The sequence below is a fragment of the Streptomyces sp. L7 genome, assembly GCF_050990935.1.
In the GTDB taxonomy this organism is placed as follows: Bacteria; Actinomycetota; Actinomycetes; order Actinomycetales; family Microbacteriaceae; genus Leifsonia.
The window spans coordinates 2266285-2292781 of sequence record NZ_CP194644.1; the positions used below are offsets into that span (position 1 = coordinate 2266285).

At 70.6% G+C, this 26497-nt stretch carries 27 protein-coding genes; 9 read left to right on the forward strand and 18 right to left on the reverse strand.

Annotated elements, in window-relative coordinates; translation table 11 throughout:
• Positions 1-2 precede the first annotated feature (2 nt).
• Positions 3-926, reverse strand: coding sequence for a carbohydrate ABC transporter permease (locus ACR5MH_RS11300; protein WP_431347296.1), 924 nt, complete (start codon positions 924-926; stop codon positions 3-5).
• A gap of 48 nt (positions 927-974) precedes the next feature.
• On the reverse strand, positions 975-2351 hold the full coding sequence (locus tag ACR5MH_RS11305; RefSeq protein WP_431347297.1) for an ABC transporter substrate-binding protein: 1377 nt from the start codon (positions 2349-2351) through the stop codon (positions 975-977).
• A 143-nt stretch (positions 2352-2494) separates the two neighbouring features.
• On the opposite strand from ACR5MH_RS11305, the gene ACR5MH_RS11310 reads away from it, so the two are divergent.
• Entirely contained in the window at positions 2495-3505 is a 1011-nt protein-coding gene (locus tag ACR5MH_RS11310; RefSeq protein ID WP_431347298.1) for a LacI family DNA-binding transcriptional regulator, read from the forward strand.
• Between the two features lie 85 nt (positions 3506-3590).
• Here ACR5MH_RS11310 and ACR5MH_RS11315 read toward each other — a convergent pair whose 3' ends face one another.
• Positions 3591-4523 (reverse strand): aldo/keto reductase, encoded by a 933-nt coding sequence (locus ACR5MH_RS11315; RefSeq protein WP_431347299.1) that lies wholly within the window; start codon positions 4521-4523, stop codon positions 3591-3593.
• Positions 4524-4675: 152 nt separating this feature from the next.
• On the opposite strand from ACR5MH_RS11315, the gene ACR5MH_RS11320 reads away from it, so the two are divergent.
• The 3 genes from ACR5MH_RS11320 to ACR5MH_RS11330 all read left to right on the forward strand — a co-directional run bounded on the left by ACR5MH_RS11320 (position 4676) and on the right by ACR5MH_RS11330 (position 7176).
• Positions 4676-5260, forward strand: a complete 585-nt coding sequence (locus ACR5MH_RS11320; protein WP_431347300.1) for a TetR/AcrR family transcriptional regulator — start codon at positions 4676-4678, stop codon at positions 5258-5260.
• Positions 5261-5344: 84 nt separating this feature from the next.
• Complete coding sequence (locus ACR5MH_RS11325) at positions 5345-6487, forward strand: ABC transporter permease (protein WP_431347301.1); 1143 nt, start codon at positions 5345-5347, stop codon at positions 6485-6487.
• Complete coding sequence (locus ACR5MH_RS11330) at positions 6484-7176, forward strand: ABC transporter ATP-binding protein (RefSeq protein WP_431347302.1); 693 nt, start codon at positions 6484-6486, stop codon at positions 7174-7176. Before ACR5MH_RS11325 ends, ACR5MH_RS11330 begins: the two co-directional genes overlap by 4 nt.
• A gap of 48 nt (positions 7177-7224) precedes the next feature.
• On the opposite strand, the gene lysA is transcribed toward ACR5MH_RS11330, so the two are convergent.
• The 4 genes from lysA to ACR5MH_RS11350 all read right to left on the reverse strand — a co-directional run bounded on the left by lysA (position 7225) and on the right by ACR5MH_RS11350 (position 12551).
• The gene (gene lysA / locus ACR5MH_RS11335) at positions 7225-8484 is read right to left on the reverse strand and encodes a diaminopimelate decarboxylase (RefSeq protein WP_431347303.1); all 1260 of its coding nucleotides are present in this window, start codon (positions 8482-8484) and stop codon (positions 7225-7227) included.
• A gap of 64 nt (positions 8485-8548) precedes the next feature.
• Positions 8549-9454: a universal stress protein gene (locus ACR5MH_RS11340; RefSeq protein WP_431347304.1), complete on the reverse strand. Its 906-nt coding sequence runs from the start codon at positions 9452-9454 to the stop codon at positions 8549-8551.
• Positions 9451-10947 carry an amino acid permease gene (locus tag ACR5MH_RS11345; protein ID WP_431347305.1) on the reverse strand — a complete coding sequence of 499 codons (1497 nt, stop codon included), beginning with the start codon at positions 10945-10947 and terminating at the stop codon, positions 9451-9453. Before ACR5MH_RS11345 ends, ACR5MH_RS11340 begins: the two co-directional genes overlap by 4 nt.
• 59 nt (positions 10948-11006) lie before the next feature.
• The gene (locus ACR5MH_RS11350) at positions 11007-12551 is read right to left on the reverse strand and encodes an aminotransferase class I/II-fold pyridoxal phosphate-dependent enzyme (protein WP_431347306.1); all 1545 of its coding nucleotides are present in this window, start codon (positions 12549-12551) and stop codon (positions 11007-11009) included.
• A gap of 123 nt (positions 12552-12674) precedes the next feature.
• Between ACR5MH_RS11350 and ACR5MH_RS11355 the strand changes: the two genes are divergently transcribed.
• The 3 genes from ACR5MH_RS11355 (at position 12675) to ACR5MH_RS11365 (ending at position 15358) form a co-directional block, all read left to right on the forward strand.
• A complete protein-coding gene (locus tag ACR5MH_RS11355) occupies positions 12675-13613 on the forward strand; it encodes a LysR family transcriptional regulator (RefSeq protein WP_431347307.1) in 939 nt (312 codons plus the stop codon).
• A 264-nt stretch (positions 13614-13877) separates the two neighbouring features.
• Entirely contained in the window at positions 13878-14117 is a 240-nt protein-coding gene (locus ACR5MH_RS11360; RefSeq protein WP_431347309.1) for a helix-turn-helix domain-containing protein, read from the forward strand.
• Positions 14117-15358, forward strand: a complete 1242-nt coding sequence (locus ACR5MH_RS11365) for a type II toxin-antitoxin system HipA family toxin (RefSeq protein ID WP_431347310.1) — start codon at positions 14117-14119, stop codon at positions 15356-15358. The genes ACR5MH_RS11360 and ACR5MH_RS11365 overlap by 1 nt, the downstream gene beginning before the upstream one ends.
• Positions 15359-15428: 70 nt before the next feature.
• On the opposite strand, the gene ACR5MH_RS11370 is transcribed toward ACR5MH_RS11365, so the two are convergent.
• From ACR5MH_RS11370 to ACR5MH_RS11395, 6 genes are all read right to left on the reverse strand, one after another.
• Complete coding sequence (locus tag ACR5MH_RS11370; protein ID WP_433861769.1) at positions 15429-16595, reverse strand: Gfo/Idh/MocA family protein; 1167 nt, start codon at positions 16593-16595, stop codon at positions 15429-15431.
• Positions 16592-17707 (reverse strand): Gfo/Idh/MocA family protein, encoded by a 1116-nt coding sequence (locus ACR5MH_RS11375; RefSeq protein ID WP_431347311.1) that lies wholly within the window; start codon positions 17705-17707, stop codon positions 16592-16594. Before ACR5MH_RS11375 ends, ACR5MH_RS11370 begins: the two co-directional genes overlap by 4 nt.
• Positions 17704-18465 (reverse strand): ThuA domain-containing protein, encoded by a 762-nt coding sequence (locus tag ACR5MH_RS11380; protein ID WP_433861770.1) that lies wholly within the window; start codon positions 18463-18465, stop codon positions 17704-17706. The genes ACR5MH_RS11375 and ACR5MH_RS11380 overlap by 4 nt, the downstream gene beginning before the upstream one ends.
• A gap of 99 nt (positions 18466-18564) precedes the next feature.
• On the reverse strand, positions 18565-19425 hold the full coding sequence (locus tag ACR5MH_RS11385) for a carbohydrate ABC transporter permease (protein WP_431347312.1): 861 nt from the start codon (positions 19423-19425) through the stop codon (positions 18565-18567).
• On the reverse strand, positions 19422-20387 hold the full coding sequence (locus tag ACR5MH_RS11390) for a carbohydrate ABC transporter permease (RefSeq protein WP_431347313.1): 966 nt from the start codon (positions 20385-20387) through the stop codon (positions 19422-19424). Before ACR5MH_RS11390 ends, ACR5MH_RS11385 begins: the two co-directional genes overlap by 4 nt.
• A 62-nt stretch (positions 20388-20449) precedes the next feature.
• A complete protein-coding gene (locus ACR5MH_RS11395) occupies positions 20450-21595 on the reverse strand; it encodes a sugar ABC transporter substrate-binding protein (RefSeq protein WP_431347314.1) in 1146 nt (381 codons plus the stop codon).
• Between the two features lie 204 nt (positions 21596-21799).
• Between ACR5MH_RS11395 and ACR5MH_RS11400 the strand changes: the two genes are divergently transcribed.
• Positions 21800-22825, forward strand: coding sequence for a LacI family DNA-binding transcriptional regulator (locus tag ACR5MH_RS11400; RefSeq protein ID WP_431347315.1), 1026 nt, complete (start codon positions 21800-21802; stop codon positions 22823-22825).
• A gap of 28 nt (positions 22826-22853) precedes the next feature.
• Here the strand turns inward: ACR5MH_RS11400 and ACR5MH_RS11405 are convergent, their stop codons facing one another.
• The 3 genes from ACR5MH_RS11405 to ACR5MH_RS11415 are packed head-to-tail and all read right to left on the reverse strand — an operon-like array spanning position 22854 to position 24693.
• A complete protein-coding gene (locus ACR5MH_RS11405) occupies positions 22854-23840 on the reverse strand; it encodes an NAD-dependent epimerase/dehydratase family protein (RefSeq protein WP_431347316.1) in 987 nt (328 codons plus the stop codon).
• On the reverse strand, positions 23837-24277 hold the full coding sequence (locus ACR5MH_RS11410; protein ID WP_431347317.1) for a MerR family transcriptional regulator: 441 nt from the start codon (positions 24275-24277) through the stop codon (positions 23837-23839). Before ACR5MH_RS11410 ends, ACR5MH_RS11405 begins: the two co-directional genes overlap by 4 nt.
• A gap of 47 nt (positions 24278-24324) precedes the next feature.
• Positions 24325-24693 (reverse strand): VOC family protein, encoded by a 369-nt coding sequence (locus ACR5MH_RS11415; protein ID WP_431347318.1) that lies wholly within the window; start codon positions 24691-24693, stop codon positions 24325-24327.
• Between the two features lie 60 nt (positions 24694-24753).
• On the opposite strand from ACR5MH_RS11415, the gene ACR5MH_RS11420 reads away from it, so the two are divergent.
• Positions 24754-25221, forward strand: a complete 468-nt coding sequence (locus tag ACR5MH_RS11420; protein WP_431347319.1) for a MarR family winged helix-turn-helix transcriptional regulator — start codon at positions 24754-24756, stop codon at positions 25219-25221.
• A 7-nt stretch (positions 25222-25228) separates the two neighbouring features.
• Here the strand turns inward: ACR5MH_RS11420 and ACR5MH_RS11425 are convergent, their stop codons facing one another.
• Both ACR5MH_RS11425 and nirD read right to left on the reverse strand, forming a co-directional pair.
• Positions 25229-25945, reverse strand: a complete 717-nt coding sequence (locus tag ACR5MH_RS11425; RefSeq protein WP_431347320.1) for a sirohydrochlorin chelatase — start codon at positions 25943-25945, stop codon at positions 25229-25231.
• Entirely contained in the window at positions 25942-26313 is a 372-nt protein-coding gene (gene nirD / locus ACR5MH_RS11430) for a nitrite reductase small subunit NirD (RefSeq protein WP_431347321.1), read from the reverse strand. The genes ACR5MH_RS11425 and nirD overlap by 4 nt, the downstream gene beginning before the upstream one ends.
• Between the last annotated feature and the right edge of the window lie 184 nt (positions 26314-26497).

The following is a 26497-nucleotide window of genomic DNA, read 5'->3' on the forward strand; positions in this document are numbered from 1 at the left end:
GGTCAGTCCTTGGCTCGGAGGAGGCGGACGAACACGAGCGAGAGCGCCATGACGACGATCACGAGGAGGAACGAGTTCGCCGCTCCCGTGCCCAGGTCCGCCCGGGTGATGTGGTTGTAGAGGTAGAGGCCGGCCGTGGTGGTCGACCCGTAAGGGCCGCCCTTGGTCACCACGTACGGCTCGGCGAACATCTGGAACACCGCGAGCGTCTGCAGGACCGTGCAGAACATCAGCGACCGCCGCAGCAGCGGGACGGTGATGCTCCAGAGCTGCCGGACCCGTCCGGCCCCGTCGAGCGATCCCGCCTCGTAGAGGCTGTTATCGATCGACTGCAGGCCGGACAGCAGGATGATCACCACGAAACCGGTGGTCTTCCACAGGAAGAGCAGGGCGAGTGTGGGCTTCGCCCAGGCGCTCGTGACCAGCCAGCCGATGTGGGGCAGCCCGACGGCGCCGAGGACCGCGTTCACGGCGCCGTAGTTCTGGTCGAACAGCACGATCCAGATCTGCGCGACGGCGACCAGGGGCGTGACGAACGGCACGATGAACGCCACCCGGTAGAAGCCGCGCAACCGGAGCTTCGAGGTGTTCAGCAGCACTGCGATGACGACGGAGACCACCAGCTGGATGGGAACGATCAGCAGCCAGAGGATCCCCGAGTTCGCCAGCGAAGACCAGAAGTCGGCGCTGCCGAGCAGGTACACGTAGTTGCCCAGGCCGACCCACTCCGCCGCGCCCGCACCGTGCCAGTCCGTGAAGCTCAGCCGCAGGGTGAAGACGAGCGGGTAGATGCTGAACGCGAGGAAGATCGCGATGAACGGGAGCACGAACAGGTACGGGGCGAGCCGGCGGCGCCAGGGCAGGCCGCGCCCGCGGCGCCGCCTGCCGAGGCCGGTCGCCGGCGGTGCTGTCAGTGTGGTCGTCACGTCATGTCCTCGTGGTGCGTGCGTTCGGCGGAGGGGTCGGGCAGGCCGCTACTTGCGGTCGATGAGGTTGGCCTGGATGTCCTTCGACGACTGGTCGATCACCTGCCGGGGCGTCATCGTGCCGTCGAGCATCTTCTGGAGATCGTTGCCGAGATAGTCCACGGCGCCGGACCACCACGACGGGATCGGCGCGCCGCCCGGGATCTGCTTACCCGCCTTGATCGCCGTGCTCCAGAGGTCCTGGTCGCCCATCGCGGAGATCGGCTTGAACAGCGGCTTCGCCGGGTTCGCCGCGGGCTGGTAGGCGGGGATCGAGGTGTTGAGGCCGCCCGGGTAGACGCTGTTCGAGCCGTACACCGCGGTGTAGCCGGCCTTGTCGAACATCAGGAACTTGTAGAACAGCCACGCGAGCTGCGAGTTCTTGCCGCCCTTGGGCAGGACGAACGACGAGCCGCCCATCGCGCCGCTGCGAGCGCCGCCGTTCGACCAGGCGGGCAGCGACATGGCACGCCAGTCGCCGACCGTGGTCTTCAGCTGCTGCTGCGGTGCGAAGTCGAACCACTGCGCCCACGGGTAGAAGACCTCGCTGCTGGAGTCGAGGGCTCCGATGTCGCTCGGGCTGAGGTATTCGGCGCGCGTGCCCAGTCCCTGCTTCTGCACGGAGTCGAGCCAGGTCAGGATCCGGGTGTACTGGGGCGAGTCGAGCCGCAGCTTGCCGTCGGCGCCGGCGAGGCTGGTGCCGAGCTGGCTCGCGTACATCTCCAGCTGCAGCTGGCCGAGGAACGTGCTCTGCTCCAGATGGATGGGCTTGGATCCCGGCTTGTAGGCCTGGTATTTCTTCGCCGCGGCGATCAGGTCGTCGTAGGTCTTGATGGTGCTCGGGTCGATTCCCGCCGCGCTCAGAGCCTGCGCGTTGTAGAACAGGAGGCCGGGGTCGAGGTCGAACGGGACGCCGTAGATGCCGCCCTTGACGGTGTTGACGTCCACCTTCTGGCGGGCGATGTCTTTCGTGTACGGCGCGAGCACGCCTTTCAGGTTCCAGAGGTAGTCGACGTAGCCGCCGACCTTGGCGTCGTCCAGGAAGACGCCGTCCGGTACATCGGTGCCCGTGATGAGTGTGTTCTGCAGCTTGCTGTCGATGTCGACCGCCTCGTGCTTCACCGTGATGCCGGGGTAGACCTTGTTGAAATCCTTGATCGCCGCGTCGAACACCTTGAACAGGTCACCCGAGCGATCCCAGATCGTGATGGTGCCCTTCGGCGAGCTCGCGGTGGGGGCTTTGAGGACCGAGGTGTCGGACGTGGAGGCGCTGCCGGAGCCGATCTCCGGTCCGCAGCCGCTCAGGCCGATGGCGACGAGCGCCGCGGTGGCCACCGCCGCGACGCGGACAGCAGCGCCGCGGGCGTTGCGTGGTGTGAGCTTCATGACACTCCTTCGTGCAGGATTCGACGATACGTCGGCCGGGGGCTCCGCTCGACTCGAACGATTTGCCAACGTATGCAAACTGTAACTCAGATTTGCGAACGTTGCAAACGGTAGGATGCCTACGAACGCCGGGAGGAGTGGAAATGCCTGCAACACTTCGCGATGTGGCCGATCGGGCCCAGGTCTCGATGCGCACGGTGTCCAACGTGGTCAGTGGATACGAGCACGTCAGCGAGAAGATGCGCGCCCGCGTGACCCGCGCGATCGACGAGCTCGGCTATGTGCCCAACCCCGTCGCGCGCACCCTGCGGACGGGGAAGACCGGCCTTCTCTCGCTCGTCGTGCCGGAGATCGACGTCCCGTACTTCAGCGAGCTGGCGCGGGCCGTCATCGACGAGGCCGACGCGCTCGGCTTCCAGGTGATGATCGACCAGACCGGCCATGACCACGAGCGCGAGCGCCAGCTGCTGAGGGGCGGCGGCCGCCGGAACCTGTTCGACGGGATGCTGTTCGCACCGCTCGCCACCCAGGAGGAGCTCGATGACGTGAAGGCCTCCGACAGCCTCCCGCTCATCCTGCTCGGAGAGCACGCCTTCGACGGCCGCTTCGACCACGTCGCGATCGACAACGTGCGGGCGGCGCACGACGCCACGACCCACCTGCTCGACCGCGGTCGCACGCGCATCGCGGCCATCGGCGCCCAGCCCACGGAGACGTACGCCACCCCGCTGCAGCGCACGGAAGGGTTTCGACTCGCGCTGCAGGAGCACGGCCTGGAGCCGGTGACGGGGCTCCAGGCGACCACGCCGCACTACGGCCGCGCGGACGGCTACGCCGCGGCAGCGGCCCTCATCGAGCAGGACCCGCGCCCGGACGCGATCTTCTGCTACTCCGACCTGCTCGCGATGGGAGCGATCCGCGCGGTGTTCGACGCGGGACTGCGCGTGCCGGAGGACATCGCGGTGATCGGCATCGACGACATCGACGAGGGCAGATACTCGCGCCCCTCCCTGAGCACCATCTCGCTGGACACGCCGTTCATCGCACGCAGCGCGGTCGAGCGCCTCGCCGCCCGGATCGACGACCCGTCCCTGCCGACCAGGGAGATCGTGGCGCCGCACGAACTCATCGTCCGGGAATCCACAGGCGCCTGAGACGCATGGCGCCCGGGACCCGCTCCAGGCGCGCCCCGGGCGCTACCCTCCCGCGTGCGCGCCCGCCGAATGACCCGGCCCGCTGCTACGGAACCAGGTACCCCGCCGCCCGGTACAGCTCGTACCACTCCGGCCGCGTCAGCGGCAGCTCCGACCCCTGGGCGGCGGCGGCCACGCGCGACGGGGTGGTGGTGCCGAGCACGACCTGCATCCGCGCCGGGTGCCGGGTGATCCACGCGACCGCGATCGCCTCGGCGGGGACGTCGTACTTCCCGGCCAGCCGGTCCACGACCGCGTTGAGCTCGGGGTAGCGCTCCGAGCCGAGGAACGGACCGTCGAAGAAGCCGGCCTGGAACGGCGACCAGGCCTGCACCGTGATGTCGTGCAGGCGGCAGTAGTCGAGGATGCCGTAATCGCGGCTGATCGACTGGTCGAGGGCCTGCATGTTGGAGGCCACGCCCTGGGCGATGATCGGCGCGTGCGTGATCGACAGCTGCAGCTGGTTGGCGACCAGCGGCTGGGTCACGTAGCGGCGCAGCAGGTCGATCTGGCCGGGCGTGTGGTTGGAGACGCCGAACGCCCGGACCTTGCCGGAGGACGAGAGCTCGTCGAAGGCGCGCGCGACCTCCTCCGGCTCGACCAGGGCGTCGGGACGGTGCAGCAGCAGGATGTCGAGGTAGTCCGTGCCCAGCGCCTCCAGGCTGCCGTTCACCGACTCCAGGATGTGCTCCGCCGAGAAGTCGAAGTACGGGCCGTCGGGAACGATGCCCGCCTTGGACTGGATGACGAACTCCTCGCGCTCGGCGGGGCTCAGCTTCATCGCCTCGGCGAACCGGCGCTCGCAGCCGTGCAGCGGAGAGCCGTAGACATCGGCGTGGTCGAGGAAGTTGATGCCGGCGTCGCGGGCGGTCCGCACGAGCGTGCGCACCTCCTCGTCGGACTTGTCCTGGATGCGCATGAGGCCGAGCACCACATTGGGCGCGGTGATCTCGGTGCCGGGCAACGTGAACGTTCGCACGGGGGTCCCTTCTGAAGAGCGGAGGAGGCACGCCCGGAAGGGACGCGCTTCCCACGCTACGAAGGCGGCATTCGGAAGTCCAACAACTGTTGGCTCTGCCAGCGATGAGCCAGTTCGATCAAACCGGCGGCCGGACCGAGGATAATTGCCGGATGCCGAAGATCTCCGCCCCCACCGTCGCCGAACATCGCGCAGCCCAGCGCAGCGCGCTCCTGACGGCGACCGGGCAGCTCCTGGTGGAGGCCGGCGTCGCCGGCGTCACCCCGCGGTCGGTCGCCGAACGCGCCGGCCTCGCACGGTCGAGCTTCTACGAGTACTTCGGCTCCCGCGACGACCTCCTGACCGCTGTCGCCCTCGCCGCCTTCGAGCAGTGGGCCGCCGAGATCGAGGAGGCCGTGAGCGGCGTGCCCGCGCCCGACCGGCTCCGCGCCTACGTCGAGGCGACGATGCGCATGACCGCGGACGGCAAGCACGACATCGCCGCCATCCTGCAGGAGGCCGACCTCTCCCCGAGCAGCCACGAAGACCTCATGGAACTGCACACTGTCCTCCTGGAACCCGTCGCCGCCCTGTTGCGGGAGGCCGGGGTGGCCGACGCCGACACCCACGCCGCACTCATCCAGGGGATGCTCAACGCCGGCGTCCAGCTCATCGGCCACGGCGTCCCTGCCGGCGCAGTGACGGCGACGATCACCGGCCTGCTCGAGAAGGGACTGCCCTCCGACACTGCGATTTGAGGTCCGGAGGCGTTTGGTGACAGACTGTCGGTAACTTTACCGACAGGTTGTCGGCATACCACCCTCTCCCTCCAAGGACGTGTCATGTTCCTCGCTCTGCGCGAACTCCGGTTCGCTCGAGGCCGCTTCACGCTGATGGGCATCGTGATCGCTCTGATCGCCGTGCTCGTCGTGCTGCTGTCCGGCCTCTCCTCCGGCCTCGTCAACGACGGCGTCTCCGGCCTCAAATCCATGCCCGCCACCGCGTTCGCCTTCGACAAGGGCACCATCACCGACAACGCGTTCAGCCGTTCGCTCGTCGACCGGACCCAGCTGAACGCGTGGAAGACCGCCGACGGCATCGCTCAGGCCGAACCGTTGGGCGTGAGCATCGTCAACGGCGTCACCGACACCGAGAAGCAGGTCGACCTCACCCTGTTCGGCGTCGAGCCGCGCGGCTTCCTGTCCCCCGCGGTCTCCAGCGGAGGCCGGCTGTCCGGCCCCGCCGGGATCGTCGTGTCCGAGACGGCGAAGGACGCCGGGCTCGCGCTCGGCACTCGCGTGAAGCTCGACCGCTCCGGCGTGGAGCTGACCGTCGTCGGCTTCACCGACGGACAGGCCACCTTCGGGCACGTGGGCGTCGCCTACCTCCCCATCGACACCTGGCGGCTGATCGCCTCGAACACCGCCCCAGCCGGCGCACCCACGCAGGCCGCGATCGACGCGGTCCACTACGACTACTCCAGCGTCGTGGCCGTCCGGGCGAAGAACGGCGTCACCCCGGACTTCGCGGCCATCGACAAGGCCGCCGGCACCATGACGATGACCCGGACCGCCGCCTTCAACGCCTCCCCGGGCTATGAGGCCGAGACCATGACCCTGACGATGATCCAGGTCTTCCTCTACGCCATCTGCGCGCTCGTCGTCGGCGCCTTCTTCACCGTCTGGACCATCCAGCGCAGCCACGAGATCGCCGTGCTGCGCGCCGTCGGCGCCTCCACCGGCTACCTCCTGCGAGACAGCCTCGCCCAGGGCGCAATCCTCCTGGTCGGCTTCACGGCCGTCGGCGTCGCGGCGGGCGTGGGGCTGGGGGCGCTCATGCCCTCCGCCATGCCCTTCTCCCTGGAAGCCGGCCCGATCGCCGTCGCCTCCGCGCTCACCATCATTCTCGGGATCATCGGAGCCGGCACCGCCGTGCTCCGCATCTCCCGCGTCGACCCCACCACCGCCCTCGGAGGACAACGATGACCGGAACCAGCAGCACCCCCGCCCTCGAGATCGTCGGAGCGCGCCTCGAGCTCGGCGACGGCGACGCGCGCGTGACCGTTCTGGACGACGTCTCACTGACCGTCCAGCCCGGCGAGTTCGTCGCGATCGTCGGCCCGTCCGGCTCGGGCAAGTCGTCCCTCCTCGCCGTCGCGGGGGCGCTGGGCACCCCGGACAGCGGCACCGTGCGCGTCCACGGAACCGACATCACCACGCTCAGGAAGGGCGCGGCCGCGCGCTTCCGCCTGGCCACGATCGGTTTCGTCTTCCAATCCGGCAACCTCCTCCCGGCGCTCACCGCCGCCGATCAGCTGCGCCTCGCCGCCCGGCTGGCCGGCAACCGGGACGCGGACCCCGCGGAGCTGCTCGACGCCGTGGGCATGTCCCACCGCGCCGGGAACCGGCCCGGTCAGCTCTCCGGCGGCGAACGCCAGCGCGTCGGCATCGCCCGGGCACTGGTCAACGACCCGTCGCTGCTCCTCGTCGACGAGCCGACCGCAGCTCTGGACCGCGCCCGCAGCCACGACGTCGTCCGGCTCCTCGCCGACCGCGCCCACGCCTCCGGTGTCGCGGTCGTCATGGTCACCCACGACCGCGACGTTCTCGGCTACTGCGACCGGGTGCTCGAGATGACCGACGGCCGCCTCGCCGAGCTCGTCCCCTCGATGTGAGCCCGCGGAGCCGGACGGGTGCACAGCCCGTCCGGCTCCGACGCCCCCTCACAGGTCACGCGCGAACAGGTCCTCCCAGGTCTCCCGCCGGATGACCGCCCGCGCCTCGCCGTCGCGCGCGAACACCACCGGCGGCCGCCGGTAGCCGTTGTAGTTGTTCGCCATCGTGTGCGTGTACGCGCCGGTGGCGGGCACCGCGAGGAGGTCGCCGACCCGGGCGGCGGGCAGCCGCAGCGGGTCGATGAGCACGTCCCCCGACTCGCAGTGCCGGCCGACCACCACGACGTCCTCGGCGTCGTCCTCGTTCATCCGGCCGGCGAGCACGGCCTCGTAGCGCTGCTGGAAGAGGGCGGCCTCCAGATTGTCGCCCATCCCGCCGTCGACGGCCACGAAGTTCCGGGCGTCGCGTTTGACCGTGGTGACGGCGTAAAGGGTGAAGGCCGACGCGTTCACCATGCTGCGGCCGGGCTCGATGATCAGCTCGGCGTCCGCCGGCAGGTGCTCATCGGCGGCCGCGAGCAGCGTCTCCACGTACTGGCCGACGGACGCGGGCCGGTCAGCGGTCGTGTAGCGGGCGCCCAGGCCGCCGCCGAGGTCGTAGACCGGGAACGTGCCGAGCGCCGCGAGCGGGGCGACGGCCGCGGCGAGCTCCGCCGGGTCCATGATCTGCGATCCGACGTGGGCGTGCACGCCGCGCATGTCGAGCAGCGGGCTCGCCTCGATCCGGGCGATGAGACGGCGCGCGGCCGCGGCCGTCAGCCCGAACTTGGAGCCCACTTGCCCGGTCTGCACGGCGGGGTGTGTCGACGACACGACGTCGGGGACGACCCGGACGAGGACGCCCTGGACGCTCCCGGGCGCGACAAGCCGCTCGAGCCGGTCGACGTCGTCCTCGTTGTCCACGACGACGAGCCCGACCCCGGCCTCCACCGCGATCCGCAGTTCCTCCGTCGTCTTGGCGTTGCCGTGCATCACGATCAGCGCCGGGTCCACCCCTGCCCGCAGCGCGCTGAGGATCTCGCCGCCGCCCGCGACGTCCAGGCCGAGCCCCTCCTCCACCATGACCCGCTGCACGGCGGTCGCGGGGAACGCCTTCGACGCGAAGACGACGCGCGCGTTCGGCCGGCGGGAGGTGAGCGCGGTGCGGTACTCGCGCGCCCGGGAACGGAGCGAGTGCTCGTCGACGACGATCGCGGGAGTGCCGAACGCGCGCGCCAGGTCGTCCACCCGGCAGCCGGCGATCACGAGGGTGCCGTCGGGGTCGACGGCCGCCCCGTGCGGGAAGAGATCGAGGAGGGGGTGCGGCATGTGTTGCGCCCTTCGGTCTGGCGGGATCAGGCGGTCGGTTCGGATCAGGAGGTGCTGCGGGAGGTCACTCGCGCTCGCGGCCGACCACCCCGTGCGGGACGACCACGACCGGCACGGGAGAGTGGCGGACGATCTTGGCCGCGTGCGAGCCGAGGAACACGCGTGCGATCGGGCCGAGGGTGCTCGAGCCGACGACCAGCACCTCGTCGGGCTGCCAGCCGACCTCCGCCAGCGCCGACTCCCACGTCTCGCCCCTCCCCACGGCGACGTCGGAGACCTCCGGAGCCCCGGGCAGCTCCGACACCTGACGGACCAGCGACGCGGCGTGCGTCGCGACATCGGCCGCCCAAGTGTCCGCGATGGCCTGCTCGGCGTCGAGCCCGGCACCCGACGTGCCGGAGTCGGGCGGTACGACGGCGAAGGAGGCGACCCGCAGCTCCGCGCCGACCGACGCCGCAACCCCCGCCGCGCCGAACACCAGATCGGTCGACGCACCGGTGCCGCGGTAGGCGGCAGTGACCCGGCTGACGCGCGCGCCCTCCGCCGTGCGGTACCCGCGGGGCGCGATCGCGACGGGGACCGGTGACGCGTGCAGGAGGGTGTCGCTCGCCGAGCCGAGCGCGATCCGCCCCGGCTGCCCGTCCGTCGCCGAGCCGACGACGATCAGCGACGCCTCGCGCTCCTCGGCGAGAGCCACGAGCCCTCGACGGGCGGACGGGGCCTCGTGCAGCACGTACTCGGCCGGCACCGAGCGGCCCAGCACCGCCGCGGCGTGGTCGAGCGCACCGTTTGCGTTCTCCCGGGTGTAGCCCCGCCATTCCGCGTCCGCGCCGCCCGCCGTAGTCGGCCACGCCGGCGGGACGACGGCGGCCACGATGAGGCCCGTGCCCGAGGAGCGGGCGAGCATGGCGGCCAGGTGAAGCGCGGAGGCCGAGCGGTGCGCGGGGTCCACCCCGACGACGATGCTCATCTCCGGCCCGCCTTCCGGCGCTCGGCGGCCTCCCGGATCTCGTCCGTGCTGGGCTTGGCGAAGTTGCTCGTGTACGGGGCGTCCGCGCCGGCGATCGGTGCGCCGGTCTGCAGCGTGGAGTGCCTCCGGCCGTAGAACCAATAGAAGACCAGGAAAGCGGCGGTCCAGATCAGGAAGACGATGATCGTGATGAGGCGCAGCTGCGTGATGATCGCGATACAGCCCGCGATCGACAGGATCGGGATCGTCCAGCCGAGCGGCAGGCGGAAGCCCCGCTCCAGCTCCGGCTCCCGCACGCGCAGGATGATGACGCCGAGCGACACGACGAGGAAGGCGACCAGGGTGCCGATACTCGTCATCTCGGCGAGGAAGTCGATCGGGACGACCGCCGCGAGGACGCCGGTGGCGATCATCACGATGACGGTGTTCTGCACGGGCGTCATCGTCCGCGGGTCGACCTTCGCGAACACCTTCGGGATCATCCCGTCGCGCGACATGGCGAACAGGATGCGCGTCTGCCCGTACAGGCAGACGAGCGTCACCGAGAAGATCGAGATGATGGCGCCGATGGCGACGACGGTCCCCGGCCAGCTGGAGCCGACGATGTTCTGCAGGATCGCGGCGAGTCCCGCGTCCTGGTTCGCGAACTTCGCCGGAGCCTGCGCGCCGAGGGCGGCGAGGCTGGTGGCGACGTAGAGCACGATGATGATCCCGAGCGCGAAGATGATCGCGAGCGGCAGGTTCCGCTTGGGGTTCTTCGCCTCCTCACCCGCCGTCGACACGGCGTCGAGTCCGACGAACGAGAAGAAGATGATCCCGGCGCCGCCGACGATGCCCGCGAACCCGGCCGGCGCGAAGTTGTGGAAGTGGTCGCTGTTCCACCCGGTGAAGGCGACAGCGCAGAAGAACAGCACGACGGCGATCTTGACGACGACCATGATGCTGTTGACCATCGTGGACTCGCGCGCCCCGCGCAGCAGCAGCAGCGAGCACAGCACGATGACGATCACCGCGGGGACGTTGACGATGCCGCCCTGCTCCGGCGCCTGGGAGAGCTGCACCGGGAGCTGCCAGCCCAACAGGTTCTGGAGCAGCTGGTTGACGTACTGGGACCACCCGACTGCGACAGCGGCGGTGGAGACGCCGTACTCCAGCAGCAGACAGGCTCCGACCGCCATCGCCGTGCCTTCGCCGAGCGTCGCGTACGCGTACGAGTAGGTCGAGCCGGAGGCCGGGACGGCGCCCGCCATCTCGGCGTAGCACAGGGCGGTGAGCCCCGCGACGACGCCGCCGATGACGAAGGACCAGATCACCGCGGGGCCGGCGACGGGGACCGCCTGGGACAGGATGAAGAAGATTCCGGTGCCGAGCGTCCCGCCGACACCGATCATGGTCAGGGAGAAGAGGCCGATGCTGCGTTTCAGGTGCGCCTCGCCGGCTCCGGGAGGCGTCGTGGGCTTTCTGCGCAGCAGCTGCTGAGCGATGGTGGGCATATCTACCAGTCTCCTTTGATTGGTGGGGGATTCGAAATCGTCGCGGTCCGCGTGGGGGTTCAGCTCCGGCCGGTCACCCGGAACCGTTCGACCCGCGCGTCGACGGCGCCGCGCACATAGCCGGACGGGGAGGCGGCGACGGCCTGCAGGAAGGCCACCGTCTGCGCCGTGATCTCCTCGCCGGGGATGAGGTTCGGGATCCCGGGCGGGTAGGCGGCGAGCGTGTCGGCCGAGATGCGCCCGACCGCGTCGGCCGCCGCCACGAGCTCGGTGTCGGCGAAGAACGCGTCGCGGGGCAGCGTGCGCAGCGGGCCGGACTCGGGCAGCGCCGGGAACTCGTCCGCGCCGCCGGTGGATCGCTCGGCGCGCGCCTCCGCCGAGTCGACCGCCGCGGCGAGCGCCCGGTGCGCCCGGGCGAGGTCCGGAGTCTTGCCGGCGCCGATGAGCGCGACGAGCGTGGTCGCGGTCGACATCTCGAAGAAGATCCCCTCGGCGTCGATGAGGCGCTGACGCAGCCAGTGCCCGCTGACCCCTGTCTTCGACACGTCGATCGCGACCCGCAGCGGGTCGACGGCGACGACGTCGTCGAACGCGCCGAAGCCATCGCTGAGCACGCCGAACCGCGGGTCGGCGCGCAGCGCGTCCCGGAACGCGTCGGCGACCGCGATCGAGCGGCCGATCAGCTCGGCGCCGGTGGCGAGGGAGTGCCGCGCGATGTCGAGGGAGGCCTGCAGCAGCGCCGACGTGGAGGTGGAGGCGGTGATCGAGACCGCCCGTTCGATGAGCGGTTCGAGGGCGTCGGCGAACGGGCCGTGGCCGAGGTGGAGCATGGCGGACTGGGTCAGCGAGCCGCCGAGCTTGTGCGTGCTGGAGACGACCAGATCCGCGCCGAGCCGGGCGGGCGACTCCGGCAGATCCGGGTGGAACCCGAAATGCGGACCCCAGGCGCCGTCGACGATGAGCGGGGCGCCGTGCGCGTGCGCCACCCGCGCCAGCCCGGCGACGTCGGCGACCGAGCCGAAGTAGCTCGGCGAGACGACGTAGACGGAGGCCGCCGGCCGTCCGGCCTGCCCCGCAGCGGTCAGTGCTGCGTCGAGGGAGGCGGGCGAGACGCCGTGCGCGACGCCGTGCGCGGCGTCGATCGAGGGCAGGACGAAGGACGGCGCCAGGCCGGCCGACAGCACGCCGTCGCTGAAGCTGGAGTGCGCGCTGCGCTGGGACAGGATGTTCGCACCGAGCCCCCGCACGGCGAGCGCGGCGATCCGGTTGGCCTGCGACGCGCCGCCGGTGAGGAACCAGGTGCGGCGCGCGCCCCACGCGTCCGCCGCCAGGTCGAGGGAGCGGCTCAGCGGCGAGTCCCGACCCAGGTCGATGTCATCCACCAGCATGGGCACGTCGAGCTGCAGCGGCCGCGTCCCGATGAAGTCGGCGAGCCGCGCGCTAAGGCCGAGGTCGTCCCCGCCGTGCCCCGGGACCATCAGCGGGAGCGGCGCGCGAGCCGCGTGGCGCTCCAGCGCGTCCGCGTACGGCGTCTCCCACTGGCGGACATCGGCAGTGGGCGGGAGCGGACGCGAGTCGACGGACGACGAACGGGTGGGGGCCATGCCTCCATCGTGCGGGCGGCGACCTCGTGACCAGAATCCCCCGAACTTCGCCCTGCCCACATAGACTGTATGTGACTCGATTCACCCGGCCGGGTCGTCACCCGCATCCAGACAGGGGATCCGATGGCGGATCTGAGACAGTTCGAGGCGCTCCGGGCCGTCCACGCCGAGGGCTCCGTCACGGCCGCCGCCCGGCGCCTGGGCTGGGGCCAGCCGACCGTCGACTACCACCTGAAGAACCTGGAGCGTCTGGTCGGGGCGCCCGTGCTCGTCCGCTCTCCGCGCGGCAGCAAGCTGACCCCCGTCGGCATGCTGCTCCTCGAACGCGCCCAGGAGATCCTGACGCTCAGCGAACGGGCGATCGGAGACGCGCGCGAGTTCAGCCGGCTGGGGCGGGTGCGGCTGCGTTTCGGGACCTTCGCGACGGCGGCAGCGAGCATCCTGCCGTTCGTCGCGGCCAGCGTCGGCGACCTCGGCATCGAGATCGACGCCACGTTCGAGGAGGTCCCCGCGCTCGTCGACAGCATCAACCGCGGCGCGCTCGACGCCGCGCTCGTCTACACGGTTCCCGGCTACGAGCTGCCGTTCCGCCCGAACGTGGTGACGATGGAGGTGTACCGCGACCCCCTGATGCTGGCGCTGCCCGTCGGCCACCCGCTCGCCTCGCGCACGTCGGTCGACCTCGCCGCCGTCCTCTCGCTCCGCGGCGAGCGCTGGGTCTTCGCCACCTCGGTGGAGGACGCGATGGACCGCGTCGTCGCCGACGCCTTCGCGGCGGAGGGGCACGTCCTGGACGTCGCTATCCGCACCGACGACTTCCAGGTCCTCCTCGGCATGACCGCCGCGCGGATGGTGGTCGGGATGATCCCGGGGCTCGCGACGACCGCCGCGCACCCCGGCATCGTCCTGCTCCCGGTCGACGACCCGTCGTTCGTGCGCTCGATCCTCGTGGCGACCTCCGCGGAGGACGCCAGCCGCCGCCCCTCCCCCGCCGTCCGCCATCTCGTCGCCGCGGTCCGGGACGGGTTCGCCGCCGTGCGGGCAGGACGCCCGTCGCCGTGACGACACCGCCCGAACCCCCGAAGGAGCCTTCCGCGCCCTACCGCACCCTCGAGGCGGACTGGGGGACGCCGCTGGAGCGCATCCCGCTCCCCGGCGGCCAGGGCGCGATCAACGTCAACAGCTGGTCGCCGGACTCCGCGCGGTTCGCGTACGTCTCGTACCCGCACGGCCCGAGGCGACTACCATATCGTAGTCAAGCCGCTTGACTACGATATCGTAGTCAGCCATAATGACTACGAAATAGTAGTCATGAGGAGGTGCGGAGTGAAGCTCCAGGGCGACGTGGAGTCCGCCGAGGATCTCGGCAGGTTCCTGCAGCAGGGGCGACTGCTCGCCGGATTGTCGCAGCGGGACCTCGCCGCTCGGCTCGGAGTGAGCCAGCGGTACGTGTGGGAGTTGGAGTCCGGAAAACCGTCGGTGCTCATGGACCGGCTGTTCGCTTATCTCCACGCGACCGACGTACGCCTCATCGCCGAGATCGACACCGACCGGGGGACGCTCTGATGGCCGACCTCATCGTGGAGTTGTACGGGCATCACATCGGGAACCTCGTCGGGACGAACCCCCGCACGTTCGACTTCGCGACGAACCCCGCTGCATTCGAGTTCTTCCCGCTGGGTTCCCGGGAGCTCTCGAACTCCGTGCCCCTCGAGCTGGTGGCGGCGAGAGGAGGCCATGCCGCGAGCAGGCGACGCAACTACTTCGCCGAGCTTCTGCCGGAAGGAGACCTCTACACCTACCTCCGGGGCCAGGCCGGCATCGAGAACGGGGACACCATCGCCATGCTCGCGCAATACGGTCGCGACGTCTCCGGCGCCATCCAGATCTACGACCCCGACCGCCCCGGCGAGCCGCGCACGCCGTTCGCGACCGACGTCGATGACGCGCGAATCGGAGACCTCCTGAGAGACGCCAGGCGATATCCACTCGGCAACGCCAAGCGCACCGGCAAGTCCCTGATCAACGGTGTCCAGCCCAAGATCGTCCTCGCACGGTCGGGAGGCGGGTGGCAGCAGCCCAACGACGGATACGCTTCCACCCACATCCTGAAACCACAGCTCGACACGGACGATACGACGATCTTCGACGAGGAGTACGGGTCCCGCATCGCACGGAGCCTGGGCCTCCTGAACTATGACACGGCGATCGAGGTGTTCGACGGTATCCGCACGCTCGTGATCGAACGCTACGACCGCTCGCCGGATGCTCCCGACGGGCGGATCCATCAGGAGGACATGAACCAGGCGCTGGGAGCGAGCGGGAACGAGAAGTACCAGCAGCTGGGCGGGAAGACGACGCTCAGGCGAATCGCCGACGTGTTCATGAAACGCGGCGACATCGAGTCGGGCGAGCGATTGACGCGCCTGAACACGCTTGCCGTCGCCGTCGGGAACCTCGACATGCACGGCAAGAACATCTCGATCCTTCACCCGCGTCAGGCGCGAGACGGACTCGCGCCGGCGTATGACGTCGTCCCGACGGCGCACCGCGACAACGACCGCAGGATGGCGCTGGCGATCAACGAGACCTACCTCCACGCCGAGCTCACCCTCGCGGATATCGTCGCAGAGGCGGAGTCGTGGGGAGTGCGCAGCGCGGACCCTCTCGTCCGGGACACGCTCATCTCGATCCTGGAGTTCGTGGACGACAACGCTCCGCTCAAGGGCGCGTACCCGTCGCTCCGCCGCGACATCCGCGGCTTCACCACCAATCTCCTCGCCGGGAGGCCGGCCGGCGACGAGTGAGCCAGGACCCGGCGGCGACGCCGGCCGTCATGCGGTGGCCTCTGCCGGTCGGGTCGGCCCGGCCGTCCCGTCACACGATCCCCACCCACGCGCTCCCCGCCGCCGCGCTCTCCTCCACGCCAGCCAGCACCCGCTGCACGTGCAGCGCGTCCGCGAACGACGGCGCCGGCTCGCGCCCTTCCGCGATATCCGTCACGAAGTCCACCACCTGGTGGGAGAACGCGTGCTCGTAGCCCAGGGCGTGGCCGGTCGGCCACCAGTTCCCCGCGAAGGGATGCTCCGGCTCGGTCGCGAGGATGCGGCGGAAGCCGAGGCGGTCGGCCGGCTCGGTCGCGTCGTAGAACTCCAGCTCGTTCAGGCGTTCCAGGTCGAAGGCGAGGGCGCCGCGCGTCCCCGAGATCTCCAGCCGCAGCGCGTTCTTGCGTCCGGTGGCGTATCTGGTCGCGGTGAAGGAGCCCATCGCCCCCGAGCCGAACCGGGTCGTGAACCAGGCCGCGTCGTCGACGGTCACCTCCCCGAACCGGTCGGAGGCCACGCCGCCGAGGCCGCGCTGCTCGGCCAGGATGGGCCGCCGGCGCACGTAGGTCTCGAGGGTGCCGCTGACCGAGGCGATGCGATCGCCCGCCACGAACTCGGCTGCGTCGATGATGTGCGCGCCGATGTCGCCCAGCGAACCGGACCCGGCCGCGGAGCGGTCGAGCCGCCACGTCATCGGGGCGGCCGGGTCGCTCAGCCAGTCCTGGAGGTACTGCGCGCGCACCTCGCGCACCTCGCCGATCGCCCCCTCGGCCACCAGCCGGCGCGCCTCCAGGATCGCGGGCACGCGCCGGTAGGTGAACCCGCACATCGCGAGCACGCCTCCCTCCCGTGCGGTCGCCGCGGCCGAAGTCATGCGCGCGGCCTCGTCGAGGCTGTTGGCCAGCGGCTTCTCGCAGAGCACGTGCTTGCCGGCCTCCAGCGCTGCGACGGCGATCTCTGCGTGGGTGTCACCGGGGGTCACGATGTCGACCAGGTCGATGTCGTCACGGGTGACGGCCTCCCGCCAGTCGGTGGAGGACTCGGCCCAGCCCAGCAGCTCGGCCGACTCCGCAGCCCCGGTGCGGCCGACCAGCAGCGCCATCTCCGGCCGCAGCGGCAGATCGAAGAACCGGGGCGCGACGCGCCACGCCTGCGAGTGGGCAGCCCCCATGAAGCCGTGGCCGATGAGTGCGACCCGGAGCGAGGGCGCGGCCGTCACGGCGTCACCTCCGCTGCCCGCAGGTGCGCGACGCTCCCCCACTGCTCGAGTCGCTCCCGCACGTCGGCGCGGCGTTCGGTCCGCACCGCTTCCTCGTAGCGCCGCTCCAGGAGCTGCGGGATGTCGACGCGCTCGCCGGTGTCCGCGCTCAGCACCGCAGCCTCCACCATCGCGAGGCTGTGGATGTTCTCGTGGATCTCGCTCTGCGGCGTCTGGCCGCTGAGCAGACAGCGGACGAACTCCGCGAGCGATCCGGCGATCTCCTCGGGTCCCGCCGGCGCGTCGGGGAGGCGGTCGATCCCGTCCGCCTCGGGCACGCCGTCGCCGTCCCAGACCGCGGTTCCGTGCTCGGCGCTTATCCGCCACGAGCCGTTCCACGAGGTCTCGCGACCCGGTGCGCACCAGCTCCCGGTGAAGGTGTAGCGCGCACCGTCGTCGAACTCGAAGGTCGCGGTGGCGGAGGCGTCGCCGTCGTACCAGCTCCAGGCCGGGTTCCACGACGAGCACGACACCGTCACCGGGTCCGCGCGCAGCAGAGAGCGGGCCATGTCGAACTGGTGGATGGCCATGTCCACCAGGAGCGGCTGCGCCATCCGGTCGCGGAAGCCGCCGAAGTGCGGGGCCTTGTAGAACTCGGTGGTGATCGCCCCCACCCTGCCGAGCCGGCCGGCGATGGCACGCAGCCGGGTCAACTCGTTGAAGTACCGGCGCGACTGGCTGACCATCAGCAGGCCGCCCGAGACCTCGGCGAGCGCGGCCTGCTGGAGCGCGTCGACCAGCGTGGGCGCGATCGGCTTCTCGCAGAGGACGGGGAGGCCGGCGAAGAGCGCCTCCTCGTTCACCGGGCGGTGCGCGGCGGGGACGGTGACGTTCACCACCGCGACCGCGCCGCTCTGCGCGGCGACCTCCGACACCGACGACCCGATCACGACGTCGAGGGCCTCCTCCTGCGCGACCCGACGCGCGAGGTCCAGGTCGAGGTCGACGATCCCGACCAGACGGGCCTCCGGGGACGACGCGAAAGTGCGGATCCAGTTGCGCCCCATGTTGCCGGCGCCGACGAGCACGACGGGCAGCGCCTCCTGCTGGTGGACGGCGGCGACGCCGCTCACAGGGCGACCTCGTCGCGGTTGTGCAGCGCGCCCGCGTAGCCGTGGCCGGTGAAGAAGTCCCCGCGTTCGTAGCGCAGCAGGACGGGGATCTGCCGCGCGGGCCGGTCGGAGACCGCCCACTCCACGGCGTTGGCGATGACGTGACGGACATCCGGGTGGTGGTACACCGGGTAGTCCTGGTCGCCCGGGCTGAAGAAGAAGATCTTGCCGTTGCCGCGCCTGAACGTCATCCCGCTGCGGAAGCACTCGCCGCCGCTGAACGTGCTGATGAAGACCAGCTCGTCGGGCGCGGGAACGTCGAACTGCTCGCCGTACATCTCCTGCGCCGGGATCTCGATCGGGTGCGGGATGCCCTTCGCGATCGGGTGGGTCGGGTCGACGGTCCAGACCAGCTCGCGGTCGTTGTCGCTCCGCCAGCGCAGCGTGCAGGTTGTGCCCATGAGCGTGGTGAAGATCTTGGACCAGTGCCCGGAGTGCAGCACGATGAGCCCCATCCCGGCGAGCACGTGCCGGTGCACGCGCTCGACGATCTCGTCGGACACCTCGGCGTGCGCCGCGTGCCCCCACCAGGTCAGCACGTCGGTCTGCTCCAGCAGCTCCTCGGTCAGCCCGTGCTCCGGGTCGTCGAGCGTCACGGTCGTCACGCTCACGCGGTCGCCCGCGAACTCCTCGATGCCCTCCTTGATCGTGGTGTGCATGCCGGTCGGGTAGATCGCGGCGACCTCCGGCTCCAGCTGCTCGTGGCGGTTCTCCCCCACACGACGACGCGGATCGGGTCTTCCGCGGTTCCGATTCGATGAGACATTTCTCGTCACTCTCCTTGTTGCTGTCGTCCGGGACCGGGGTCCCGGCCGGGTTCACTTGATCGCGCCGCCGAGGGCTCCGGCGGCGATGTACCGTTGCGCGAGGATCAGCAGCACCCCGGCCGGGATGGAGGCCAGAACAGCGGTGGCCATCACCGGGCCCCACTGCTGCACGTTCGCGCTGATGTAGTCGTAGATGCCGAGCGTGATCGGCCGGACCTGCGGCGTGCTCGTCAGCGTCAGCGCGAAGAGGAAGTCGCCCCACGCGCCGAGGAAGGTGAACAGCGCCGCCGTGACGATCGCGTTCTTGCTGATCGGGACCACGATCGAGATGAAAGCGCGGAAGTTGTTCGCTCCGTCGACCAGCGCCGCCTCGACCAGGGACGGCGGAAGCGATCCCATGAACGCCCGGATCAGCAGGATGGCGAACGGGATCTGCGCCGCGGTGTCCGCCAGGATCAGCCCGGCGTACGAGTTCAGCAGCCCCAGGTCGTTGAACAGCGCGTAGAGGGCGTTCGCGATCACGATGACCGGGATCATCTGCGTGATCAGCAGCGCGAACACGAACACGGTCATGCCGCGCATCCGGAATCGGGCGAGTCCGTACGCCGCGGGGGTCGCGATCGCGATGGTCAGCACCACGGTGCTGAGCGCGATGATCGTGCTGGTGACCAGGTTGCCGCCCTGCTGCTTGATCGCCGTGACGTAGCCGTCGAGCGTCGGCTGGAGCGGGAACCACGCGGTCGTGGCGGCCCCGGCGTTGGCCTGCAGGCTGCTGTTGACCATCCAGTAGACCGGGAAGATCATCACCGCAAGGAACAGGACGCCGAGGACGGTCATCGGCCAGCGCCGCGTGGCCTGCCGGCGCTCGGGACGCCGCCCCTTGGGGAGCACGATGGCTCGGGTCTCGGTCATTCGTCGACCTCCTTGCGTGACATGTACAGATAGACGACGGCGAAGACGAGCGAGATCACGATCAGGATGTTGCTGATCGCGGCGCCCTCCCCGAACGCGAACTGCACGAACGACTTCTGGTACGCCCACGTCGCGAGCGTCTGGGTGGAGTTGGCGGGGCCTCCACCGGTGAGGCCGAGGATCACGTCCACGACCTTGAGCGTGTAGACGACGCCCAGCACGACGACGACGCTGACGACCGGGCGGATGCTCGGCCAGGTGATGTGCCGGAACGCCCGCCAGCCGACCGCGCCGTCGAGCGCCGCCGCCTCGTAGAGCTCCTCCGGCACCCCCTGCAGTCCGCTGTAGAGGATGGTCGTGTTGAACGGGATGCCGAGCCAGACGTTCACGCCGATCACCGCGATCAGCGCGAGCGACGGGCTCACCAGCCACGGGATCGGGTGGACGCCGAAGACGCCGAGGAACTGGTTGAGCGCGCCGCTGTCCTGGTCGAGGATCCACTTCCAGACCGCGCTCGACGCGATCAGCGGGAGCAGCCACGGCAGGAGCAGCAGCGAGCGGAGGAAGCCGCCCAGCGGGAAGTTGCGCTTGAAGAACAGCGCCAGGCCGAGCCCGATGGCGAACTGGAGGACGATCGAGCCGATGGTGAACAGCGCCGTGTTCAGCATGGTCGTGCTGAACAGCGAGCTGCTGACAGTCGTGATGTAGTTCTGGAGGCCGACCCAGGGGGCCTCGCCCGTGTAGAAGGTGGTGGTCGTGTAGTCCTGGAACGACATCGCCAGGTTCTTGACGATGGGGTAGCCGAAGAAGATCAGGACGAACAGGACCGCCGGCAGGACGAACAGCCACTTGCTGACCGACCGGGCGAGCCGGAACCTGCGGCGGCGGGGGCTGCCCGCGACGGGGCCGCTGTCCCGGACGGGTGGGGCGATCGCGGTTGTCTCCGCGTTGAGAGTCGTCATCGACCGTGTTCCTTTCCCGCGGGCGGCGGGAGCCGTGCGGGCCCCCGCCACCTGCGAGCTCGTTACTGGTTCTCCGACTGGGCCTGCTTGAGGGCGTCCGCCGGGGACGCCTTGCCGGTCAGCGCGAGCTGCACGGCGGTGTAGATCTTGGTCGCCGCCTTGGGCCAGTCCGGGCCGAGCTCGGCGGTGCGTGCCCGCGCGTCGGCGACGACGCCGACGAACGAGGCCACGTCGGGGTTCGCGGCGCCGAACTTCTTGGCCTCGGCGAGGTTGGTCGGCACGGTCTGTGCCGTCTTGGCCTCGAAGGACTGCAGGGCCGGGGTCATCAGGCACTGGACGAACTTCGCGCCGGCCGCCTGGGCGTCCTTCTTGCCGGTCTGCGGCACCGTGTACTGCTCGCCGCCGAGGGGCGCGACCGAGGTCTGCGACGCCTCGCGGACCGGGATCGAGACGCTGGCCCAGTGCAGCCCGCTCGCCTTCGAGAGAGCCGGGATCTGCCAGGGTCCGTTGATCATCATGGCCGCCTTGCCCGCGATGAACTGGTTGTTCACGTCGGCCTGGGCCCACGAGATGGAGCTCTTCGACAGCGACCCGTCGTTCTGCAGGTCGAGGACGAGCTGGAGGGCCTGCGCGGCCTCCGGTGTCGCGATGTTCTTCTCGTTCCCGCCGTTGGTCCAGAAGAAGGGCAGGAACTGCCAGGTGCCCTCGTAGGTGTTGATGTTGCTCATGGCGAAGCCGTAGCGACCCTTGCTCGCGTCGGTGAGCTGGCGGGCCGCGCTGCGCAGCTCGTCCCACGTCTTGGGCGGCTGGACCCCCGCGGCCTGCAGGATGTCGGTGTTGTAGAACAGCGCGATCGAGTTGGCGAGCGGCTGCGCGCCGTACAGCTCACCCTTGTAGGTGCCCGCCTTGACGGCGGCGGGGGTGAGGCCGGAGCCGGTGATCCCGAAGTCCTTGAGCGGCGCGAGGGCGCCGGTCGCCGCGATCTGCTGCACGTCCGGGTTGTCGATCATCAGGACGTCCGGGAGGGTCTTGGACGAGACCTGCTGCAGGACCTTCTGGATGAGCGAGGCGCCCGCGACGTGGACCGCGTTGACCTTGATGCCGGTGCTGGCCTCGCACTTCGCGTACTGGGCGTCGTGCGATCCGTCGGTGAAGTAGTCCTCGAGCGTGATGCTCTTGGCGGTGGAGGCCGCTCCCCGCCGCTGCACGCGGCGAGTCCGAGAGGGATGAGTGCCGCGGCCGCGAGGGCCACGACGGCGCGATGTGCTGTCTTCATGGGTGGATGCTCCTTTGCATTGCACGGGGGATGACGACGGTGCGTGTGCGAGATTGTAAGCATAAAATGACGCTGAAGTCACGAACTTTTTTATGCTTACAACGACCGGCCGGCACTGTGCGAAAATGAAGGACCCATGACCGCTCCCAAGAAGACGGGCACGCGCAAGCCCAGCATGGCCGACGTCGCCCGCCACGCCGGCGTCTCCGTCATGACCGTCTCCAACGCCATCAACCGGCCGGACATCGTCAGCGAGGCGACCCGGGAGCGCGTGCGCGCGTCGATGGACGCGCTCGACTACCGCAACAACCTGGTGGCCCGCAGCCTGCGGCTGGCCCTCCCCCGCCAGATCGGGTACCTCATCGGTCCGCACCGTTTCGCCGCCGACGCGTACATGGACCAGTTCCTGCACGACCTCGCGGCGACCTCCGAGCGGCACGGCCGCAACCTGACCCTCATCTCCGCGGGGTCGCAGGAGATCGAGGCCTGCGAGGACCTCTACTACGGCCAGATGGCGGCGGGCTTCATCGTGCCCAACATCTCCATCGGCGACCCCCGGCTCCCCGCGCTCGCGGAGCGCGGCATACCGTTCGTCGCGTACGGCGGCGACCCGCAGGACGAGAGCGCCACCTGGAACTGGGTGGACACCGACGCCGAGAAGGGCATCATCCTCGCCGTCGATCACCTGACGTCGCTCGGCCACACCGAATTGGCCTACGTCGGCTACCCCGACGAGCTGATCACGACCCGCTACCGGCGGCTCGGCTACATTGGCGCGTGCACCGCGCGCGGACGGGAGTCGTCGCTGGCGCCGGGCCGGGTCGTGGAGACCGGGCCCGAGTTCACCGACACGCTGGCCGCGGCCCGCACCCTGCTGACCTCCGACGACCCGCCGACGGCGATCGTGAGCGCGACGGACCAGCACGCGCTGGCCGTGGTCCTGGTCGCCCGCGAGCTCGGCATCCCGGTCGGCTCAGGCGTGGCGGTCACCGGCTTCGACGACTCGCCGGTGGCCGGGGAGTCCGGCTTCGCGATCACCTCGATCCGCCAGCCCAAGGACCGGATCGCGGAGATCCTGGTCGACATCCTCGTCGGCGAGGGGACGGCCGTGAGGCACGAGCTGCTGGAGCCGGAGTTGATCGTGCGGTCGAGCACGGTCTGAGGAGACTGCATACCGTCCAGTACGTCCGCTACGCCGCCGCCAGCATCCCCAGCTCCCGCAGGCTCATCGCCGTCGCCACGATCGTCTCCACCGCCGGGCGCGGCCGCAGGCCCAGCTCGGCCTTGGCGCGCTCGTTGTGGATGACGAGCGGCGCGGGCTCATCGCCCGGCAGTTCGGCGGCGGGCACGAGGCGCGCCGCGTCGCCGAGCTCCGCCCGCAGCACGTTCGCCACATCGAGGAACGTCATCGTCGGGCCGTCCGCCAGGACCAGGTAGCGCTTGCCCGCGGCCCCCGGCGTCGCCATGGCGGCGATGTGCGCCGTCGCCACGTCGCGGACGTCCGCGATGCCGAAGCGCTGCCGCGGGACCGCCTGCATGGCGCCGTCGAGCATCCCCGTGAAGAGCTGGAGGGAGGAGCGCGCCGACGCGGTGAGCGTCGGGCCGGCGATCCACGTCGGGTTGATCGCCACCAGCTCGGTGTCGCCGCCCTCCCGCTCGATGAAGCCCCATGCGGCGCGCTCCGCGACCGCCTTCGACAGCGGGTAGGCCGGCAGGCCGGGCGTCTCCGGGTCGGTCCAGTCGGACTCGTCGTAGTCGCGGACCGGCTTCGGCGAGTAGCCGACCGCGGCGAAGGACGAGGTGAGCACGACGCGCCGGGCGCCCGCGTCGCGTGCCGCGCGCAGCACGCGCAGTGATCCGTCGCGCGCCGGGACGACGACCTCGGCCGGGTCCGTCGTCTGGATCATCGGCGACGCGACGTGGTACACGTCCTCGACGCCGGCGAGCGCGGCCTCCCAGCCGTCGTCGTCGGTGAGCGAGGCCGCCGCGAAGGTCAGCCCGTCGGCGTCGGCGCCCGCGCGCCGCACCGCCGCCCGGACCTCGTCGGCCCGGTCGAGGGATCGGACGGTGGCGCGCACCTCCACCCCGGAGACGAGCAGGTCCGCGATGAGGCGCGTGGCGACGTAGCCGGTGCCTCCGGTGACGAGAGTGGTGGGGGTGGTGGCGGTGCTGTTCATCGGAACGTCTCCTCGAGTCGGGGAAGGATGGCCTCCAGTTCGACGTGCGCCTCGGCCTCGGCCGCGACGTCGGCACGCGCGCGGGCGTCCCACAGCGCGGCCTTCGCCCGCAGGTAGTCGAGGTGGGTGCGCAGCGTCGCGATCTGGTCCTCCACGCGCACGGCGTGCCGCAGCAGGATGTCGCGCTGCTCGCCCGCGGCGTCGTGCCCGCGCAGCCGGTTCGCCTGATAGGTGCGCATGTCCTCGATCCCGACGCCCATCGCGCGCAGGCAGGCGAGCACCTGCGCCGTGTCGAGGTCGCCCTCGCTGTAGCGCCGGTGCCCGCTGCTGCCGTCGCGGGCGATCGGGCCGAGGAGGCCGACCTCCTCGTAGTACCGCAGGGTGGGCTCGCTGAGACCGCTCTGCCGGGACACGTCCTGGATGCTCAAACTGGTCATGTCCCCATCAGAACAGACCTCAAGCGCTTGAAGTCAAGCGCGGAGTCTCACGCGCGGTCGTGGAGCGTGACGTGGTAGCCGTCGGGGTCGGCGAACGTGAAGGTGCGGCCGAACGGTCCGTCGATCGGGGCCGAGACGATGGTGCGCCCGTCGGCCGCCAGCTCGTCGTGGATCGCCTGGACATCGGCGGCGCGGAGCCAGAGCGCGACGCCGACGCCGGGCTGCGCGACGGAGTCGAGGTCGGTGCCCTCGACGAGCTCGCGGAGCGCGAACGCGATCGGCTCGGTCGCGAAGACGACGGCGTGCGGAGGGCCGGCGGGCGAGCGGACGAGGCCGAGGTACTGCTCGTAGAACACCCCGGATGCGTCGAGGTCGCGCACCTGCAGGGAGATGAAATCGGGGCCGATGGCGGACATGGGGAACTCCTCTCGTGTGTCAGTTTTCTGACACGTTGAAGCCTATGTCAGACTACTGACATGAGCGCCCCTGACGATGGAATCCAGCTCGACACCTCCCTCGGCTACCTGCTGAAGGAGGCGTCGACCGCCCTCCGCGCGGCGATGGAGGACGTCCTCCGCCCGCTCGGGATGACGGTGACGCACTACTCCTGCCTGGAGCTGCTGGCCCAGCGGCCCGGCCTGTCGAACTCCGAGCTGGCGCGCGGCGCGTTCGTGACCCGGCAGACGATGAACGTGCTCCTCCAGTCGCTGGAGCGCGACGGCTCCGTCACGCGTCCCGCGGAGGCGCCGGTCGGCAAGGTGCTGCCGGCGAGGCTCACCGCGCGCGGGCGGCGCAGCCTGGCGACGGCGAGCGCCGCGGTGCGATCGGTGGAGGGGAGGATGCTGGCCGGGATGACGCCGGGCGAGCAGTCCGCCGCGTTCGCCGGCCTGCAGAGCATGGTGCGGGCGCTGCGCGGTGAGGGCGGCTCGCCCGCGCCGGAATGACGGTGGCCTAAACCCTGCTCGGCCGCCGGACGGCCCCCACCCGGTCGACCACGATCCCGACGAGCTGGTGCGGCGTCGAGGCGGGCGTGAGCAGCGGCTCGGTCGTGACGTCGGCGCCCGCCGCGGCGGCGAGCTGCGCGAAGTAGCCCGGGGCCAGCAGGTAGGTCGCGACCAGCACGCGCGCCCCTCCCGCGCGGGCCCGCGCCACCGCCACCGCTTCGGGAAGCGCGGGAGCCGCCGCCGAGATGAACCCGGCCGAGACCGTCGAGCCGATCCGCCCCGCCAGGAGGGTCGCCGTGCGGTGGCAGTCGGCCACGGCGCGGGAGTCGGAGGAGCCGGCTGCGGCGAGCACGACCTGGTCGCCGGGCCGGTGTCCGGACTCCCGCAGTCGTTCGACGAGCACGTCCACGAGCCGGGGATCCGGGCCGAGCGCCGGCGTCACGGTCGCGGGGATCGGCGAGGCGTCCGCCGCGTCGGCCAGGTCGACGAAGACGTGGTACCCGGCGGAGAGCAGCAGCGAGACGATGACCGCGTGGCCGGAGGCGCCGACGAGTCCCGCGGCGCGCTCCAGCGAGGACGGCACATCGGGCTGTTCGACGTCGACATGGCAGCCGACGACGGTCTCCGTCAGCGCCCCGGCCACGGCCTCCACCAGGCGGCGCACGGCGGCCTGCCCCTCGGGGGACAACGTGCCGTGCGAGGCGGCGAGGACGACATCCGTCATCCGTCGCCCAGCTCGATCTCGATGAACCCGCCGACGATGCGGGTGCGGAAGGTCCGGAGGGCCAGCGCGGGGTCGGTGAAGCACTCCCCGGTGCCGAGATCGTAGACCTCCTTGTGCAGGGGTGAGGCGACGGTCGGCCGGTCGCCGCGCGAGCCGACGATGCCGCGCGCCATCACGGGGGCGCCGCCCGCCGGGTCCTCGTGCGCGACGGCGTAGACCTCACGCGGCGAGAGCAGGAACAGCGCGATCTGGCGCATCCGGAGGAGCACCGCCTCGCCCCACGACGGCTCCAGGTCGTCGACACGGCAGGCGCGCACCCAGTCGGCGCGGGCGGCATCGGGGTGCCGGGTGGTCTGCGTGATCGTCATGCGCCGACGCTACGGGAGGCGTGTTTCGGGAGGCCGCGCATCGTGTTACCTCTCTGTGAATCCCGGCTCACACCCTGCGCCCGGCCGTGTGCGAGCGGTGTTAACGCGCGGTTACACGGCCGAAACGGCCGGGAAACCCCCTGCTCCTACGCTCGAAAGGCACCGGGCGGGGAACCGCCGGTGC